At 59.6% G+C, this 15,255-nt stretch carries 12 protein-coding genes; 4 read left to right on the top strand and 8 right to left on the bottom strand.

Features of this window, described 5'->3' with window-relative positions:
* Positions 1 to 152 precede the first annotated feature (152 nt).
* The 5 genes from LRM19_RS16330 to LRM19_RS16310 are packed head-to-tail and all read right to left on the bottom strand — an operon-like array spanning position 153 to position 8,119.
* Positions 153 to 2,342: a TonB-dependent siderophore receptor gene (locus LRM19_RS16330; protein ID WP_271369461.1), complete on the bottom strand. Its 2,190-nt coding sequence runs from the start codon at positions 2,340 to 2,342 to the stop codon at positions 153 to 155.
* 26 nt (positions 2,343 to 2,368) lie between these two features.
* The gene (locus tag LRM19_RS16325) at positions 2,369 to 3,694 is read right to left on the bottom strand and encodes a lysine N(6)-hydroxylase/L-ornithine N(5)-oxygenase family protein (RefSeq protein WP_271369460.1); all 1,326 of its coding nucleotides are present in this window, start codon (positions 3,692 to 3,694) and stop codon (positions 2,369 to 2,371) included.
* The gene (gene iucC, locus LRM19_RS16320; RefSeq protein ID WP_271369459.1) at positions 3,691 to 5,433 is read right to left on the bottom strand and encodes an aerobactin synthase IucC; all 1,743 of its coding nucleotides are present in this window, start codon (positions 5,431 to 5,433) and stop codon (positions 3,691 to 3,693) included. The genes LRM19_RS16325 and iucC overlap by 4 nt, the downstream gene beginning before the upstream one ends.
* Complete coding sequence (locus LRM19_RS16315; protein ID WP_271369458.1) at positions 5,430 to 6,377, bottom strand: GNAT family N-acetyltransferase; 948 nt, start codon at positions 6,375 to 6,377, stop codon at positions 5,430 to 5,432. Before LRM19_RS16315 ends, iucC begins: the two co-directional genes overlap by 4 nt.
* Positions 6,377 to 8,119, bottom strand: coding sequence for an IucA/IucC family protein (locus LRM19_RS16310; RefSeq protein ID WP_271369457.1), 1,743 nt, complete (start codon positions 8,117 to 8,119; stop codon positions 6,377 to 6,379). The genes LRM19_RS16315 and LRM19_RS16310 overlap by 1 nt, the downstream gene beginning before the upstream one ends.
* A gap of 138 nt (positions 8,120 to 8,257) precedes the next feature.
* Here LRM19_RS16310 and LRM19_RS16305 point away from each other — a divergent pair, with 138 nt between their 5' ends.
* A complete protein-coding gene (locus tag LRM19_RS16305; protein WP_271369456.1) occupies positions 8,258 to 9,469 on the top strand; it encodes an MFS transporter in 1,212 nt (403 codons plus the stop codon).
* Here the strand turns inward: LRM19_RS16305 and mtfA are convergent.
* A complete protein-coding gene (gene mtfA / locus LRM19_RS16300; RefSeq protein WP_111966040.1) occupies positions 9,466 to 10,263 on the bottom strand; it encodes a DgsA anti-repressor MtfA in 798 nt (265 codons plus the stop codon). The genes LRM19_RS16305 and mtfA overlap by 4 nt on opposite strands.
* 215 nt (positions 10,264 to 10,478) lie before the next feature.
* On the opposite strand from mtfA, the gene LRM19_RS16295 reads away from it, so the two are divergent.
* From LRM19_RS16295 to LRM19_RS16285, 3 genes are all read left to right on the top strand, one after another.
* The gene (locus tag LRM19_RS16295; RefSeq protein WP_071530926.1) at positions 10,479 to 10,625 is read left to right on the top strand and encodes a DUF2256 domain-containing protein; all 147 of its coding nucleotides are present in this window, start codon (positions 10,479 to 10,481) and stop codon (positions 10,623 to 10,625) included.
* Positions 10,622 to 12,151, top strand: a complete 1,530-nt coding sequence (locus LRM19_RS16290; RefSeq protein WP_271369455.1) for a cryptochrome/photolyase family protein — start codon at positions 10,622 to 10,624, stop codon at positions 12,149 to 12,151. Before LRM19_RS16295 ends, LRM19_RS16290 begins: the two co-directional genes overlap by 4 nt.
* Before the next feature lie 92 nt (positions 12,152 to 12,243).
* Positions 12,244 to 13,143 (top strand): LysR family transcriptional regulator, encoded by a 900-nt coding sequence (locus LRM19_RS16285; RefSeq protein ID WP_271369454.1) that lies wholly within the window; start codon positions 12,244 to 12,246, stop codon positions 13,141 to 13,143.
* Here LRM19_RS16285 and LRM19_RS16280 read toward each other — a convergent pair.
* Complete coding sequence (locus LRM19_RS16280) at positions 13,118 to 13,906, bottom strand: substrate-binding domain-containing protein (protein WP_271369453.1); 789 nt, start codon at positions 13,904 to 13,906, stop codon at positions 13,118 to 13,120. The two genes, LRM19_RS16285 and LRM19_RS16280, sit on opposite strands and share 26 nt — an antisense overlap.
* Entirely contained in the window at positions 13,903 to 15,216 is a 1,314-nt protein-coding gene (locus LRM19_RS16275) for an MFS transporter (protein ID WP_115875746.1), read from the bottom strand. The genes LRM19_RS16280 and LRM19_RS16275 overlap by 4 nt, the downstream gene beginning before the upstream one ends.
* Positions 15,217 to 15,255: the final 39 nt, after the last annotated feature.

Raw genomic sequence — 15,255 nt, 5'->3', positions numbered from 1 at the left:
AGGCGCATAGTAGCGACCTCACTGCGCCTTGTCAAAGGGTGAAAACGCACTTTTCATTCGTTTGTCGACAATTTCAGCAAATCGCTGATTTTATAGTAAATTTGCGTTGAAATTACACAGCAAAATGCGCCGCCCGCAGGCGGCGCTCAGGATTAGAACAGAACGGAGTAGTTCAGACCAAACGTCCGTCCACGGCCTTTATAGGTATACAGACCCGGTGCACCGTAGGTTGGGCTATACAGCCCCGGCGCGCGCTGGCCCCAGGCGGTGGTGTAGTCTTTGTCCAGCAGGTTTTCCACGCTGAAGCTGACCTTACCCACCGGCAGGGCGTAGCTGCCCAGGAAGTCGACCGTGTTATAGCCATCAATCTTCTTGCCGTCGGCGTCAGAGACGTCAAAGGTCTGCGTGCTCTGCACGCGCAGGGTCCAGTCGCCCGGCGCCCAGTTGACCCACGCGCTGGCTTTCGACGGGCTGGCGCTGTCAACCGTCAGCTTCTCCCATTTCCCGTTTTCGCGGGTTTCTGACTTGATGGCGTTAAAGTTCGCGCCCGTGCTCCAGTCGCTGTCGGTGAAGAAATAGTCCACCTGACCTTCCACCCCGTAGATACGACGCTTGTCGTCTTCCAGGTTGATGGTCATATCCGTCTTGTTGATGGTGATGGTTTTATCCGAGAGCGAGTAATATGCCGCGACCTGGGTGCGCAGGTTATCCCCGGTGTAGCGCCAGCCCAGCTCATAAGCGTTGACCTTGATACCGTCCAGCTTTGAGTCGTTCACGTTGACGCTGTTCAGCAGGCGATAGTGACCGTTGTTGAGCTGATAGGTGCCGGAGCCGTAGTACTTCGCCAGGTCCGGAATTTCGAAGCCCTGGGAGAAGTTAAACCACAGCTGCTGCTGTTCGGTCAGGCGACCGAGGATCCCGGCGTTAAACAGGAAGTTGTTGTAATCGGTTTTACCGCCCGGCACCGCGTCGGCGGAGGCTGCTTTCCCGGTGGCGATGGCCTGCTGCTGGGTGTAACCGACAAAATCGTCTACCTTGTTCTCGGTGTACTGGTAGCGCACGCCGCCGCTCAGGGTGATGGCGTCAATATCGTAGCTGGCCTGCAGGAACGGGGCGAGGTTGGTGATGCTGTAGCCCGGGTAGCGGCCCACGTTGTAGGCGTTATCCAGCTCCATGCCGCCGCTCGCCGCGGCCTTGCTCAGGTTAAAGAACTGCTGGTTGGCGTCGAAGGTTTCGTGGTCGGCATCCACACCCCAGGTCAGCGTTAAATCGTCCACCGGCTTGCTGTTCAGCGTCAGCTTGCCGCCGTAAAAATCGGTTTTCTGCTGGGACGCGCCGATGCTGCTCACCACGCCTTTGGTCAGGGTCGGGAACGGGTAGTAGGTCAGGCTCTCGTCTCGATAGTAAATCTGCGCGACCAGATCCTGGCCCCAGAAGTCGGTATTGGAATACTGCAGGTTGATCAGATGGCGCTCGGTACCCGGCACGCGGTCAGAGTCCAGGTTACCTTTGTTGTACGCGGTCGCATCCCCCGTGACCGCCGAGAAGTTCTTCCCGAGATACAGACCATGCTTACCGTCGGACTCGCTCTTGTAGTACTGGGTAGTCAGCTGCAGCTGCTGATGATCGTCGATGTTAATGGTGCCTGTGCCCATCACGTCAATACGGTCAGAATACTGTAATCCGGTCTGGGTGTTATCGATGATCACCTCGTTGCCGTTGCCGTCATACCAGCCGCCGTAGCGCTGATACGACACCGACAGACGACCGGAAGCGTTATCGTTGCCGCCGCTGACCGCTGCCGACACGTTCTCATCGTGGTCGTTATGGCTATTAAACCCGCTCTTTGTCCCGGTCTGGAACTCGACCTCGGTCTCCGGCTGGCCCTTTTTGGTGACGATGTTCACCAGGCCACCGGTGCTGCCGCCGCCGTAGAGTGACGTGGCGCCGGAGATCACTTCGATACGGTCAATGTTGAACGGATCGATAGAGTCCAGCTGGCGGCTGTCGCTGCGGGACGAGTTCAGGCGCACGCCGTCCACCATCACCATCATGGAGCGGCCGCGCAGGTTCATGCCGTAGTTGGTACGCCCCTGGCTGCTGACGTCCATGCCCGGAATCAGCTGCGCCAGCACTTCTTTAATCTCTTTCCCGCCCTGAACCTGCTGCTCAATTTCAGCCCGCTCAATGACCCAGGTGGTCTGCGCCATCTCCGCCACGCTGCGTTGCGCGCGGCTGGCGGAGACCACGATATTTTCTTCCTTTTGTTCTTCCGCCCACGCAGAGGTAGAAAGCATTGCAAGCAAGCAAGGATTTAAAACCCAAAGATGAGAACGTTTCATTGTTATGTTGACCCTGATTGTGTGTGTCAGTACTCGGTGGTTTTTGCTAAGGATTTAAAAACCTGACTGTTCTCCGGGCTGGTGGTGCTTCGCCAGTGGATAACGCCAGGGGTGGTAGCCAGTTCAAACGGCTCGTCGCCGTGCGCGCGATTCAAAATTCGCGCCGCACGCCAGGCCATCAGGCTGAGCTGGGGTTCGGCAATGCCGAGACGGTGCATCCCGGCATTCACGGCAAACAGGCGGTTGCTCTGCGGGCCGTCCCATTCGAGGGTGAAATCGTTGTTGATGCAGAAGGCTTCGTCCGTATCCAGATGCAGGCGGTGAGACAGCGGCGCGAGGAACGCAGGCTGCACGGCGCGATAGCCGGTGGCGAAGATCGTCACGTCGCTCTCCAGCTGCTCGCGGCCGCCGTCGAGGTGATGCTGTATGCTCAGGCGCTGTCCGTTTTCCAGGCGCGTCAGGGCCGTCACCGAGCGGGACGGCATCAGGTGCGCCCAGGGTTTTTCACGCAGCACTTCAAAGCGGTGGTACATGGCGCGGTAAATCGCCAGCAGGGACTCGGTGGTGATGCCGTCGGAGGTCATCTTCTGCTCGTGCAGCATCTGACGACGCGCCTCTGCACCGAGCGTAGAGAAGCTGTCCACGTACTCCGGCGTGAAATACTCGTTAGCAAAGGCGGCTTCATCCAGCGCGTTGTAGTTGTTGCGGCGCGAGACCCAGTTCAGGCTCAGCGGCTGGCCCCATTCGCCACGGAAAATATTCAGGAACAGGTCGGCGCCGCTCTGGCCGCCGCCGACGACGGTAACGCGCTTGCCCGTAAGGTCCGGCGTGCGCAGCATCATCTCGCTGGCGTGGAAGCAGGTATCGTCCTGAGTCGTGACGCAGTCCGGCAGGTTAATCTGTTTGCCAATCCCCACGCAGACGTGGCGCGCCAGGAAGCGGTCGCGCTGGGTCACCACCTCAAACAGGCCGCTTTTCTCATCAAAGCTCACCTGCTGCACCTGCTGGCTGAAGGCGAGGTTGGTGAGGTTGTCTGCCGCCCAGCACAGGTAGTCCGCAAACTCTTCGCGGGAGACGGTGCGCTGCTCGGTGGTCAGGAAGCGGTAGAACTTTTTGCGCTGCACCAGGTAGTTCAGGAAGCTGTGGCGGTTGGTCGGCTCAACGGCGCTGACCAGATCCTTCAGGAAGCTGGTCTGCATGTGGCAGTCCGGCACCATCATTCCCGGGTGCCAGGAGAAGTGCGGTTTACGCTCGAGGAACAGCGAGCTAAAGCCGTCCAGCCCTTCCGCCAGCGCGGCGACGCTGAGGTTAAAAGGGCCGATACCAATGCCGATGAAATCATAGGTTTTCATTGCGCTGACTCCCTGGAGGCCAGAAAAAGAGGGTTGTCTAGGTCGGTGACGTAGTTCGGCAGCATGCGGCTGCCGCCGTCGTGTTCGGAGAAGGTCAGTTTGACCGGGTTGAGGATCACGCGAATAATCTGCGGCTTGAAGAGATCGAATTTGGCGAAGCGTTCCGCAAGCTCGGGGTGCGCGGCCATATAGCGGTGCAGAACCCCGGCGAGGATCTGATAGAAACGCGTTTCGCTGACGCCGCTTTGCAGCGTGAGGCGCGAGATAAAACGCAGCACCGTCACAAAGTTGCCGGTTTGCAGATCGTGGATGATGTAATCCGCGCTCAGGCGCGCCGTGACGGCCTTCACCTGTTCCGGCAGGCTCTGGGCCTGCGGGAAATCCTCGTCCACCAGGCGCATATCGCCCTGGAAATCCTTCAGCAGGATGCGTTGGGGAATGTAGTCATTCATCACCAGCGTCACGTTCTGCCCGTGGGCGATCAGCGCCACGCCGTAGCGGCAGAGCAGGTGATAGAACGGTATAACCGTTGCCTCAAACAGCTTTTCCAGCCACGCTTCGGCGCTTAACCCCGAGCGTTTAATCCACGCGTCGATCAGCGGGCGCCCGTCGTTGTCGGTTTCCATTAGCGCCGCCAGCAGCACCGCCTGTTCGCCGTCCTGAAGATAACAGGATGGGTTCTCGCGCCAGATCACCCCCAGCATCTCCTGATAGCGATAGGGCGCTTTCGGCAGCGCCGCATAGCCCGGATGCGACAGGTATCCGGCGGCGGGTTCGCCCAGTACCTGCGCGCCAGAGCGCGCAAGCGTAGCGTCGCTGGCGAACTGCTGCTGCAGCCAGCGCGAGGCCAGCGGCCCGGCGGCAATGTATTTGCCCGGAATACCGCGATAGCAGGAGGTGTTGTAAATAGTCAGCGGAAGCTTGATGTCATACGGCGCGCGACGGCTGGCGTTGGTGAGCGTGCGCAGGGACTGCTGCGCCAGATACTCGTCGCCAAATTCGCCCAGCTCAACCATCTCACCGCGCGCCAGCTGCGCCAGGAAATGAATGGCGATCTTCTGCTGCCACTGCCACGGGTGCAGCGGTACGGGCAGCCAGCCGTCGTTGAGACCCAGCGCCTGCCAGCGGGCGTCAAAGCGGGTGCGCTCGGCGTTGTCCATGGCGCTGGCCAGCAGGGCGCTGATATCGCAATCGACGTCGCTGCTCCAGACCAGATGCTCCCGCTGAACGGCGACCCAGTGCAGACGAAAACGTCCGCGGTATTCCGGCGCGTACTGACGCAGCGCGTCCAGACCCCAGCCGCGGCGGCCTTTGTTGAAAATAAACTTCGGGTGGCCGCGCATCAGACACTGTAATTCGTCCGGGTCGAGGTGGATCAGCGCATCCGCGTCCAGCGCTTCACGCGCCTGCAGCAGCTGTATGTCGCCTCGCAACGTGGCGTAGAGATCTTCCATGTGCTCCGCCGTTTGCGCGTCGCTCATCTCCAGCACCGCTGCCAGCTGCAGCAGCGCGCTCTCCGCCTCCACGGCGGCACCGCTGGCGGCGATCAGGCTGTTCGGGTCGATATGCAGCCAGCCCCAGATCCCGCGCGCGGCGCTAAACTGCCAGGACTCGTTGCCCATGGTGATGCGCCATGCGTCAGACGAAACTGGCTCGGCGCGCAGGGTGCGTTCATACTCCAGCTCGGCGATGATCTTCGCCACCATCTCGCGGTTCACTTTCTCCCAGAGCGCGTTCACAGGCCCACCTCGCTGAAGAAGCGGTGACGCTGGCTCATGATGAGGCGCGAGCGCTTGTGCGGGAAGTCGAACTCTTTCACGGTGTCGAAACCGGCAGAGGCCAGATGGCGGAACAGGCGCTGGTTGTCGAAGCGCGGCTCGGCGACGATGCGCGCGGTGCGCGGTTCATCGAGATACAGATAGTGGCTCAGGCCGCGCAGCCAGCTGCGGATGTACTGCGCGCCGCGCCAGTTCTCTTCGCCCACCAGCATGTGTAGCCCGCGGTCAAACGGCTGCCAGCGATAGTGGCGGCCAATGCGGTCTTCCGCCGCCCAGTAGAGTTCAAAATAGCCGAACGGCTGGTCGTCGAAGCAGCCGATAACCGGGTAGCAGTAGGTCGAGTCGAGCTGACGGCGCAGGTAGTTTTCCTGCTCGGCCTGCGGGCCCGCCATCTCCCAGAAGGCGTTCACGCGCGGGTTGTTCATCCAGCGGGTAAAACGCTCGCCGTCCAGCGCCACGTCGGCCACGCGGAAGCTGAGGGTGCGCTTAATCTGCGGATCGTAACGGCGATACACTTCGCCCTGCGGGCGGCGAGGGCGCAGCGGGAAGTACAGCTGACGGCTCTCGTCAAACTGCATTCCGCCGCTCGCCTGCGGCCGTTCGCCTTTCAGCCACAGCGGCAGCTGCCAGAAGGCGTCGCGCGTCAGATAATCTCCGTGGGCCAGGCCAAACAGCGCCCGAGCCTGGGGTTCATCCTGCCAGTCCGCCCACGGCAACGTAATGCCGGTCAGCGCGGGGGCGGCAACAAACAGCTGATCCAGCGCTTGCACCAACCAGCCGTCCGGGAGCCCCTTCAGACGCTCCAGCACCGCGCTGCCGTCGAGACCCAACGTCAGCGGCAGCGCGCGATCCGTTGCGGTGCAGCGAAAGCCGTAGCCGGAATGGACAATATTCGCGATGGCCATCACGCCTTCTCCTTGTAAAACGGGTTGCTAAAGTCGAAATAGATCACCGCCGGATCGGCGATGGTGTTTTCATTGCGATCGTGCAGGTAGCAGAAGAAGTTGCCTTTGCAGTTCCAGGTCGGGCTGTCGAGAACGTAGTCGAGGCAGCGGGTCTGCTTCGCCGTGCGGCGCAGTTGGGCCAGCGCAGCACGCACCCGGGACATCAGGCTCTCTTCGCTGTCGAAACCGGCGGCAGCGAGGGCGGCGGTTACGGCAAGGGTAGAGTTCAGCAGCAGGTAGTAAGGGAAGTAGCGCAGCAGCTGGCTCTCGCCGAAGCGGTTTTCCACCTCAGTTTCGCCAGCATCTTTCAGCCACGCGTCGGCACTTTCGGTCCACGCGCTGCCCTGGCAGTCGCGGTAGATAAGTCCGATCGGGAAATCCTGCTGCATCTCAACGAGGATATTTTGCTGGTGCGCCAGCAGGACCAGGCCGTAGTCCGCCTCGGCGCTGAACAGCGGGATTAATACGCGGTCGCAATAGGCGTCCAGCCAGCAGCGGGCGGCCTGGGCGAGCGGTAAATCAAGACGCTGGCTCAGACGGCGCACCGCCGCGGCCAGCAGGCTGTCGCCGCCGTCCGGCGCGGCCTGCGTCAGGCTCACCAGCACGTTGGTCTGGGTGTCTGGCGTATCGAACAGCAGATTAACGCGCAGGGCCATCAGGCTCTCTTCCTGAATAGCGCCGTTGTCATCGCGCAGTCCTGCCCAGCCGTCTTCCTGCATCACGCGCATGGTCGGGTAGCGCGCCTGTAATTCCTGCCAGCGTTCCGTTTTTGCCAGACGCGCCAGGCGCATGCCGCGCTTCACCTCTTTCACCGACAGCGTGCGCACGGAGTTGGTCAGGCGCACGCTGAGAGAGAACTTAATCATGTCGCTGTTGGTTTCGCTGTAAAGCGAGCGTGACGAGCTGGTGGGCAGCCACTGCGCGCCCGCTTCACCCAGGTCCTGCAGTGAACCGTTTTCTGCCAGACGCTGGCACCAGTCCTGCTCCAGCAGATAGTCGGCCTGCCACGGATGCATGGGCAGCAGCCAGCGGGTGTCGGTGAATTGGCCGAGCAGCTCGGGCGCGCTCTGGGCCGCAAAGCGCAGCAGACGTTCGCGCAGGGAGACGTTCAGGCTGTCGCCGGCAACGAGCGTGCTCTCAACGGCAAACCAGCGCAGCGGGAAGCGGGAGGCGAAATCGGGCAGGTAGCGGCGCGCCTCGGCTTCGTTGAACGGCTCGTGCGACTTCGGTGCCGGGTGAAACGCGTGGCCGACCAGCAGCGCCTGTTCCGCGTCGGCAAACGTCAGCGGCTTATCGCGCAGTGTTGCCCAGTTGTGGCGTAAATCAATCGCCTGCCAGGTGTGGGCATGGCTTTCGAGAACGCGCTGCTTAAAACGCGCCAGCGTGTCGGCATCCAGCGAGCCTTTTACGGACGGTTTTTCGAGAATTAAATCAACCAGTTGAGAGAATGTGACGGCGTCACCGTTATCATTCTTGCTATGAATAAGCGTTGCCGGGAAACGGTACTGATGGTGCTGGGTGGGAGAGAAATAGCGTACCGGCACCCGAAGCGCCTGGGTCTGGGAAAGCGGGATATGGATCTCAGATAGCGCATCCGCATCGGTAGCGGGGAGATAGCGCCAGTCCTTCGTTTCGCGCAACAGGGCGTTTAAAAAACACTGGGCTGCAACGTCTGTACCGGCGGCGCGGAGCAGAGCACGCATAGATGTACCTCATTCCATGATTGATAATAATTCTCGTTATGATATTCATTCTGTTTACAGTCGCAACCATTTTTGCAATATTTGTTTTCATAAACTTCATAATTTCCACACATTTATTGACACTATGTTCACATTCTCATGCGCGCTGACTCTGAAATATTGACCGAAAACGTCACCTCAAAAGCCAACTGGCCCCTGGCGTTATGTGCGGGTTTATTAGGTGTCGGGCAAAACGGCCTGCTGGTGATGCTCCCGCAGCTGGTGAACCTGACCGGGCTGTCGCTCTCGGTCTGGGCCGGACTATTGATGTTTGGATCCATGCTCTTTTTACCCGCATCGCCCTGGTGGGGGCGTCAAAGCGAGCGAAAGGGCTGTAAGTACGTGATGCTCGCCTCGCTGGGCGGCTATCTGGCCAGTTTTGTAGTGATGGCGCTGATGGTCTGGGCGATGGCGGCCGGAAGGCTGGATACCGTCTGGGGACTGGCGGGGCTTATATTCTCGCGCCTGCTCTACGGACTGACGGTCTCGGGGCTGGTGCCTGCAGCCCAGACGTGGGCAATTCAGCGTGCGGGACTGGAGAAAAGAATGGCCGCGCTGGCGACGATAAGCTCCGGCCTGAGCTGCGGGCGTTTGCTCGGCCCGCCGCTGGCGGCGCTGATGCTCAGCGTTAATCCGGTGGCGCCGCTCTGGCTGATGGCGGTTGCGCCGCTTATCGCTCTGCTGCTGGTGCTTCGCGAAGTCGCTGATCCGCCGCTGCCGCCGGTAGCTCACCAGGCAACCCGTCTGCAGGCCTCCATGCTGCCGTTCCTGCTGCTGGCGCTGCTGCTGGCGGCGCTGGTGAGCCTGATGCAGCTTGGCCTGTCGCCGCATCTTAGCCCGTTGCTGGACGGCAACGCCCGGGAGATCAGCCATCATGTCGCGTTTCTGCTGAGCCTTGCCGCGCTGGCCACGCTCGCGGCACAGTTTCTGGTGGTCCGCCCGCAGCATTTCACCCCGATGACGTTGCTCTGCATCGCGGCGGTGTTGATGGTGGCAGGACTAGGGCTGATAACTGTCGCCGGTTTAGCGCTGTTCTACGTGGGGATTGTTATCACGTCACTCGGGGCGGCGATGGCCACGCCGGGCTACCAGCTGCTGCTTAACGACAGGCTGACCACCGGGAAAGGGGCGGGCGTTATCGCCACCAGCCACACGTTAGGCTACGGCGTCAGCGCGCTGCTGGTGCCCGTGGTGACGCGTTTTTACGGCGAGCAGTCTTTAACGGTAGCCGCATGGGGAATGGCATTGCTGTTTTTAGCGTTGAGCATAGGGGTACGGTCAACCGAACGTCCCCCTGCTGAAAAACCTTAATGGATCTGACGGGAGGAATGGCCGCCAGACTCCTCATTTTGCCGCAGACGCTGCAGGGGATCCTGCTGATAAAACTGGCAGAAACGCTGCCACAGCGCCGGGAAACGGGGCGCGAAGAGTTCGGGTGCGCTGAAGAAATACTCCGAGAGCACCGCAAAGCATTCGGCCGGGTCGGTTGCCGCATAGGCGTCAATGCTGGCCGCGCTTTCGCCGACCAGGTCTATTTCATCCTGGATGTTATCCATCGCCGCGTGCAGATCGTGCTCCCAGCCCGCCACTTCGCGAAGCGGGATAAATGGAACGCCGCTGGCGCGATCGCCGTTGCGGGTATCCAGCTTGTGGGCTACCTCATGGATAATCAGGTTAAAACCGGACGCATCGAACGAGTCCTGAATGTCGAGCCAGTTCAGAATAATCGGCCCCTGCTGCCAGCTTTGTCCGGACTGCACCACGCGCTGGTTGTGCACCAGCCCGATATCGTCCTGCCATTCGTCATCCACCACGAAAGGTGCGGGATAGATAAGCACTTCGTGGAAACCGTCCAGCCACTCAATGCCGAGCTCAAGCACCGGAAGACAGAAAAGCAGGGCGATGCGGGCGTTTTTAAGCGGATCGAGCTCGAAACCCTGCAGTGGAACCAGGCGTTTTTGCTGTAAAAAACGATCCGCAAGCTGAACCAGTTTCGCTTGTTCATCCGGCTTAAGATTAGCCAGAACAGGGATTGTCAGCGCGTCATTCCATGGCAGCGCCATATCCCGGCCAGCTTCATTCGTTTTCCAGGGCCACTTTATCATCGCTTTGCTCGCAAACTCGTTACTTGAACAAAAATGGGAAAGTCAGGTTCGGTTAAGATGCCAGAAAATCGCGCACTGCGACAATTCCAGCCTGAATAAACTATCATTCGTACGTAGCGGTGGGTAGCGGTTTGCGGGCATCACCTTCATTTTGTGAAGTCTGTCGTAGCCTTCATCCACAGGTTCAGTGAAGAAATCAGTACGGTATTGAAAAGATGAGCGATTTTAAAGGTAACAAGCAGGACCTGCCCAGTCGGCTGTGTGTGCACTGCCAGCGACCCATGACGTGGCGCAAGAAATGGGCTAAATGCTGGAATGAGGTTAAATACTGTTCCGAGCGCTGTCGCAGGAGCCACCGTTGACCGAGCTGCGTCTGATCCTGGGCGATCAGCTTAATCCGCATCACAGCTGGTTTGATACCTGCAGTCCGAACGTCATTTACGTGATGCTGGAACTCCGGGCCGAAACCGCCTATGTGCTTCATCACGCCCAGAAAGTTATCGCTATCTTCGCCGCCATGCGCGCGTTTGCCTCTGCATTAAAGGAGAAGGGGCATCGGATGAGGTATGTCCGGCTCTCTGACGGCTCAAACCGCGGCGCGCTTGAAGACAATCTCAACGCGCTTGTCGCGCATTACAGCGCGGGTAGGGTGATATGGCAGGAGCCCGACGAATGGCGTCTGGATACGCAGCTGCAGGCGTGGGCGAAGACGGCCTCCGTTGAAGCGGCCTGCGTCAGCAGCGAGCATTTTTTCACCACGCGGGAACAGGTCAGCGCGTTCTTTGCAACGCGCAAAAGCTGGCGAATGGAGTACTTTTACCGGGAAATGCGTCGTCAGCACGGCATTCTTTTGACATCAGAAGACGAGCCGGAGGGAGGTAAATGGAATTTCGATGCCGAAAATCGCAAGCGCTGGTCCGGCGAGCCGCCCGCGCCGGGCGATTCGCGTCCCGGGCACGATTATTCAGCCTTATGGGCGGAGATCCAACGCTGTGGGGTAAAGACCTTCGGCGAATCGCAGGCCGACAATTTTCGCTGGCCGCTTAACCGTTCGGAAGCCAAAGCCAGGCTGGAGGAATTTATCACTCACGTGCTCCCCCATTTTGGCGCCTGGCAGGACGCGATGCACGCGGAGGAACCTTTCCTTTTCCACTCGTTAATTTCATTCGCGCTAAACACCAAAATGCTTAATCCGCGGGAAGTGGTCGCAGCCGCCCAGCAGGCATGGCGTTCGGGCCATGCGCCGCTGCCCGCCGTTGAAGGGTTTATCCGACAAATTCTCGGCTGGCGGGAGTACGTGCGTGGGATCTACTGGTCGCAGATGCCGGGCTATCGGGAGCTGAATGCCTTAGACCAGCACGCTCCGCTGCCGGACTGGTTCTGGACCGGCAGGACGCAGATGCGCTGCCTGTCACATGCTATTGGGCAGTCGCTCACGGAGGCTTACGCCCACCATATCCAGCGCCTGATGGTCATCGGCAACTTTAGCCTGCTCAGCGGCCTGTCGCCGCAGGCGGTTCATGAATGGTATCTGGGGGTCTATATTGATGCCTTTGAATGGGTGGAGCTGCCCAACACTCTCGGCATGAGCCAGTTTGGCGATGGCGGGTTACTGGCGAGTAAACCCTACGTCTCCAGCGCGTCATATATTCATAAGATGAGTAATTATTGTCAGGGATGCCGGTATCAACATAACCAGCGCACTGGGGAGCTGGCGTGCCCCTTTAATGCCCTTTACTGGGATTTCTTTGCGCGCAATCAGGCGCGTCTGGGTAACAATCCCCGCCTGGGCATTGTCTTTAAACAGCTTGTGGACATGAAGGAAGAGGAGCGGCAGGCCATTGCCGATCGTGCAGGGTATGTTCGCCTGCATCTCAACGACCTCTGACCTATTTCATCGCCGTACAGGTTGCGGTGGTTCAGTAAGACGCTATTATTTTTGACTTTGTTGCGTATTCCCTGACAGGACATCCAGACGCTATGCCCGTGAATTTTGACCTTAACGATCTTTATGCTTTCAGAGCGTTAGTGGAATACGGTAACTTCCGTGTTGCTGCTGAATCTATCTGCTTATCCCAGTCTGCCCTGAGCCGGAGGATTGAAAAGCTGGAAGCCGCGCTGGGAAACCGGCTGTTTGATCGTACCACCCGCCGCGTGGCCTTAACGTTATACGGGCAAAACTTTGCCGAGCGCTCCGCGCAGCTGCTCGACAACGTTGAGTCAATGCTGGCGGATGTCGATAAAGCCAGCGAAGAGCGGACGGGGCTGATCACGGTTGCCACGGTACCTTCCGCCGCCTGTTACTTTATGCCTGATGTGATCCGTCGCTTTCAGTCTCGCTATCCGCGCGTGCGCATTAAGCTCATCGACAGCAGCGCGGGGAATGTGATTGACGCCGTGGCCCGAAGCCAGGCGGATTTTGGTATCTGCTTCGCAGGAAACCTGCCGTCTGAAATCGAATTTTTCCCGCTGGTGGAGGATGTCTACGTCGCGGCGTGCAGAAAGGATCATCCGCTGGCGCAGAAGAGTCACCTGACGTGGCAGGCATTTTATCAGCATGATTATATCTCTCTCGATAAAACGTCAGGTAACCGCAATCTGCTCGATCGGATGCTGGGTGATATCGTTCCCGAGCGGCCCAGCGTCTGCGAAACACGTCACGTTACCACGATGCTCGGTATGGTTGAGGCGGGGATCGGCATCGCTGCCGTTCCCGCCATGTCGATGCCGACCTCAGAGCACACGCTGCTGACGCATCTGCCGCTGGTGGCGCCGGAGGTCAAACGCACCGTAGGGCTTATCCGGCGCCGGGGGCGCATCCAGTCATATATCGCGGCTGAACTGGAAAAGCAGATCACCGAGCAGTATCGCCGGACGTAACGGGGATCATCCCCGTCTTCTCGATGACGGCGCGTGAGGGCGGTGAGGCAAGATAGGTCAACAGCGCTTTCCCCTCGTCAGGATGTTCAGCGTGACGGGTAACCGCGCCCGCGAAGCGCGTGATGTATTGCAGATTATCCGGGATTTTGCCGATAAAGGTGACGCCCTGAACGGGCAGCAGCTCGCTAACCTGCTGGAAGCCCACGGCGTATTTTCCTTTCGCCACTTCAGAGGCGACCGGGATACGCTCGACCATTGTCGCTTTACCCGCCACTTCTTTTTCAATCCCCAGCTTTTTGAACAACGTCTGGCTGACGTACCTGCCGCTGGCGCTGTCAGAGTAGGCGATGGAGCTGGCCTGCAGCAGCGTTTTACGCAGATCCGCCTCGCTGCTGATATCAGGGACATCCGCACCTTTTTTCACCACCATGCCAACGGGAGAGTCCGCGAGTTCAGTTCGCGAACCCGGCTGGGTCTGGCTGGCTTTTTCGAGCTTCTCCAGCGCATCGCCCACCATAATCACCACGTCGGCCTTCTCGCCGCGCGCCAGGCGGTTTGGGATCGCCTGCGGCGTAGCGCCCATTGAGGGGCCGGGGATGATCACGATTTTATCCCCGGTCTGGCGTTCATATTCCGGAGCCAGTTTTTCAAGGGCGGCTTTGAAGCCACCTGAGATCATGACCTTTACGTCCTGGGCAAAGGCATTGACGCTCAGGAACATCAGCACCAGCGCGCTGGCGGTATAGCGATAAGTGCTTTTCATACTGCCCCCTGTGACTTGACGGTGTTTTGCAGCGATACCGCACGGCGGCGGTAGAGGTAGAGCGTGGCCAGCAGGGCACACACCGCGGCGAAGCTCATCCAGTAGCCAGGCGAAGCTTTGTCACCGGTGTATTCAATCAGCGCGGTGGACATCACCGGGGTAAAGCCGCCAAAGACCGCCGTTGCCAGGCTGTAAGCCAGCGAGAAGCCCGCCACGCGCACTTCGGCAGGCATGATCTCCGTCAGGGCCGGAATCATCGCGCCGTTATACAGGCCGTAGAGGAAGGAGAGCCACAGCAGCACGCTCAGCATCATGGAGAAGCTGGGCGCGTTCGCCAGCAGCGTCAGGGCCGGGTAGCTGGTCGCCAGCGCCAGCAGGGTCATGGCAATCAGCACCGGCTTGCGCCCGAAACGGTCCGACAGGGCACCGCCCACCGGCAGCCAGATGAAGTTAGAAACCGCCACCAGCAGCGTGACCAGCAGGCTGTCCGACGCGCTCAGCATCAGCACTTTTTTGCCAAAGGTGGGAGCGTAGACGGTGATCAGGTAGAACGCGGTGGTGGTCATCGCTACCATCAGCATGCCCGCGACCACCACCTGCCAGTTGCCAAGCAGCGTTTTAAAGACCTGACGCATCTCCAGATGCTGGCGGCGCGCGCTGAACTCTTCCGTCTCCTCCAGCTTGCGGCGCAGGAAGAAGATAAACGGCACGATTAAACAGCCGAACAGGAACGGGATGCGCCAGCCCCATTCACGAATGGCGCTCTCCGCCATCAGGGCATTCAGCGCAAAGCCCATCGCCGCGGCGACCATAATGGCGACCTGCTGGCTACCGGACTGCCAGCTGGTGTAAAAACCCTTGCGGCCCGGCGTGGCGATTTCAGCCAGATAGACCGACACGCCTCCAAGCTCCGCGCCGGCGGAAAAGCCCTGCAGCAGACGGCCCGTCAGCACCAGCAGCGGCGCCCACAGGCCGATGCTTTGATAAGAGGGGATAAGCACAATCAGAAACGTCCCCGCCGCCATGATGGACAGCGTGACGATCAGCCCCTTTCTGCGCCCCACCTTGTCGATATAGGCGCCAAGCACGATGGCCCCGATGGGACGCATCAAAAAGCCCGCGCCGAAGACGGCGAAGGTCATCATCAGCGACGCAAATTCACTGCTCGCCGGGAAGAACGTGTGGGCGATGTAGGTGGCATAGAAGCCGAACAGAAAGAAATCGAATTGCTCAAGAAAGTTGCCGGACGTGACGCGAAGTATCGCGCCCGCCTTCGAACGTACGGTTGCAGGTGAGGTTGAGGAAAACATGGTTATCTCCAGTTTTATTGTTGACGTTTTACGCGTCTG

Origin of the sequence: Enterobacter sp. PI-10 (assembly GCF_027947695.1) — a bacterium.
Classification (GTDB): Bacteria; Pseudomonadota; Gammaproteobacteria; order Enterobacterales; family Enterobacteriaceae; genus Enterobacter; species Enterobacter vonholyi.
This window is presented reverse-complemented; position numbering and strand designations above follow the sequence as displayed.

What these genes read in the sequence shown, in the direction of transcription:
- LRM19_RS16330 (WP_271369461.1), bottom strand. Translation starts at nt 2,342, where the DNA reads ATGAAACGTTCTCATCTTTGGGTTTTAAATCCTTGCTTGCTTGCAATG.
- LRM19_RS16325 (WP_271369460.1), bottom strand. Translation starts at nt 3,694, where the DNA reads ATGAAAACCTATGATTTCATCGGCATTGGTATCGGCCCTTTTAACCTC.
- LRM19_RS16315 (WP_271369458.1), bottom strand. Translation starts at nt 6,377, where the DNA reads ATGGCCATCGCGAATATTGTCCATTCCGGCTACGGCTTTCGCTGCACC.
- LRM19_RS16310 (WP_271369457.1), bottom strand. Translation starts at nt 8,119, where the DNA reads ATGCGTGCTCTGCTCCGCGCCGCCGGTACAGACGTTGCAGCCCAGTGT.
- LRM19_RS16305 (WP_271369456.1), top strand. Translation starts at nt 8,258, where the DNA reads ATGCGCGCTGACTCTGAAATATTGACCGAAAACGTCACCTCAAAAGCC.
- mtfA (WP_111966040.1), bottom strand. Translation starts at nt 10,263, where the DNA reads ATGATAAAGTGGCCCTGGAAAACGAATGAAGCTGGCCGGGATATGGCG.
- LRM19_RS16295 (WP_071530926.1), top strand. Translation starts at nt 10,479, where the DNA reads ATGAGCGATTTTAAAGGTAACAAGCAGGACCTGCCCAGTCGGCTGTGT.
- LRM19_RS16285 (WP_271369454.1), top strand. Translation starts at nt 12,244, where the DNA reads ATGCCCGTGAATTTTGACCTTAACGATCTTTATGCTTTCAGAGCGTTA.
- LRM19_RS16280 (WP_271369453.1), bottom strand. Translation starts at nt 13,906, where the DNA reads ATGAAAAGCACTTATCGCTATACCGCCAGCGCGCTGGTGCTGATGTTC.
- LRM19_RS16275 (WP_115875746.1), bottom strand. Translation starts at nt 15,216, where the DNA reads ATGTTTTCCTCAACCTCACCTGCAACCGTACGTTCGAAGGCGGGCGCG.